Raw genomic sequence first — 2,043 nt, forward strand, 5'->3', positions numbered from 1 at the left:
CCAGCCAATGTAAGTGGCAAGTTGTTGCGCCTCCGGACCAGGCAACACCATGCAGTAATTGAGCGCATGCAAAAACCGTTTTTCGCTGATCCAGCGCCGGCGCTCCACCAGCTCCTGGTGCATGATGGCTATTTGGCCTGCCGGGCCACCAAAGCTGACAAACCCGAGCTTTAACCAGAAACGGAAGGCTTCCCAAAAACTGACCGGCGCAGGCGCTTCAACCGGCTGGNGCAGCCAGTAAGGCATCGAAGACACCATTAGCCGTGGCGATGAGTTGATCGTCGTCATGAATACTGTTGCGCAATCCCCACAGGATTTGCTCCAGCCCACTGGCTTCACTGGGCTGGATACCCCCTACGTCCAGAAAATGCACCAAGGCTCCCAAGCGCGTTAAGCCGGGGTGATCGAGCCTAAAACTGTCAAGCAGAACCTCAAAAGTGACCTTGCCATTCAGGTGAGTGAAACTGGCTCCGTCAAAATCAAAGCCCAGCGCATCGGCGGGACAATCCTTCGGTGCTTGCAACCACACAAAGCGAGCCTCCGGATCGATAAAACGGCGGATTAGCCAGGCACAGGCAAGGCGATCCACCCAGGGACGTTGACGGGTTGCCCATAACCGCCCGCGATAGAGGCTGATATCCAACCGTGGGATTTCACCGGTGTGCTCATGGGGTTCGTTGGGCGATAACTGGCGATTGAGCTGAAGTTCAAGCTGTTGCAGCGCCTGCTGGGTTTGTGCCTGCGCTTCACCGGGGAAAAAATCCGTTGCGGCGATAGCGGTGAAGTTTTTGCGCAGTTTACGCAGCTGTCTGGTTGCTTCTTGCAGGGAACTACTGGCCAATTCTTTTATTGGGGGCAGCTCGTGTAAAAGATGGGCGTAATCATCCTGACGATCAAACAGGCCGCTGAATTGGCCAGCATCTTCGGTATCGACCAGGAGCACATAGGCTGAGCCTTCACTTGCCTCTATTTCTTGCAGCAAGCCATCGAACAATTGCTGATGTTCTGGTCGATGGGGAAGCAGATAAACGCCGTCACGCAATACTGCTGCACCGGAGGACTTGAGGGTTCGCCATACCCGCATACGCACTGTCGCGTTTTGGGTGGGCAGGGATAAGATCAGTAATATCCATTTCATATATTGTAGATCTAGTTACACAAAGGTAGGTAAATCTACAATATTTTATCGATGATGTAAAGCGGCCAGAATGATCCATGATCGTGGCGGTAACATTACCAGCTTTGGTATTTGGGTTTGGCCCGATACATTGATTCTGCCCCGAATGTTGACCGAATCATTCAGCATCCATCAGGGTTGCCATCTTCTCCATTAAGATAATTGACGCATTATTGCTGAGCTGCTGGCCTTCCTCGATATACTCCCAGACGGTGGCATCGCTCTTCCAGCCGCCTTGTTTCTTGATCAACTCAAAATCCACTCGCTCACGCGCTGCCGATGTGGATAACCCTCTACGGAAACTGTGGCTACNCTACTGAGTTCAGGCACAAAATCAAACTCACAGGCTTGCCCCAGCGTTTTGAGCAAAGCATTGACCGCACCTGGAGCCAGCGCTTTTTCCTGAATGTGATCCCAGCGGTTGGTGGGACGAAACACCGGACCGCTGGTGATGCCCGCTGCATCTAACCAAGTTTTCACGGCGGNGGTAGCCGGACAACAAGCGGCCTTTCCGTAAGGTAAAGCTCGCATTAAACCCATGCCTTGCTGGTCGGTCTTGGAGCGCGGCAACCGGATGAGCAGCCCTTCCGGCTCCCAAACCAGATCATTGACCTGAAGAGCAACCAGCTCACTGCGACGCAAGGCGCCGAAGAACCCGGTGAGTACCAAGGCAATATCCCGGTATTTCTTTTTGTTGTCCGGTAAGTGCCGCAAGTAATTTACTAGTTGGGCGATGTGCTCCAAGCGCAACGCCTTGGCCTTGCGCTTGGGCTGTCCATGGGTGCGGCGAATGCCCTCCATGGTTTTACATACCAGCGGATCACGAACCGGGTCAGTCAACCCTTGGTAGTGGTGCCATTGGCTAA

2 protein-coding genes and 1 pseudogene are annotated in these 2,043 nt (G+C 53.6%); all 3 read right to left on the reverse strand.

Features of this window, described 5'->3' with window-relative positions; genetic code table 11:
- Positions 1-246 (reverse strand): chromate transporter (locus tag L655_RS01000000125680; protein ID WP_033012003.1); only part of this gene is annotated, 246 nt, incomplete at its 3' end.
- A complete protein-coding gene (locus L655_RS0114565) occupies positions 218-1,138 on the reverse strand; it encodes a chromate resistance protein ChrB domain-containing protein (RefSeq protein ID WP_033012006.1) in 921 nt (306 codons plus the stop codon). The genes L655_RS0114565 and L655_RS01000000125680, both read right to left, overlap by 29 nt.
- Before the next feature lie 157 nt (positions 1,139-1,295).
- Positions 1,296-2,043, reverse strand: a pseudogene (locus L655_RS1000000128535) (site-specific integrase); the annotation flags it as partial.

Origin of the sequence: Pseudoalteromonas sp. TAE79 (assembly GCF_000498015.1) — a bacterium.
In the GTDB taxonomy this organism is placed as follows: Bacteria; Pseudomonadota; Gammaproteobacteria; order Enterobacterales; family Alteromonadaceae; genus Pseudoalteromonas.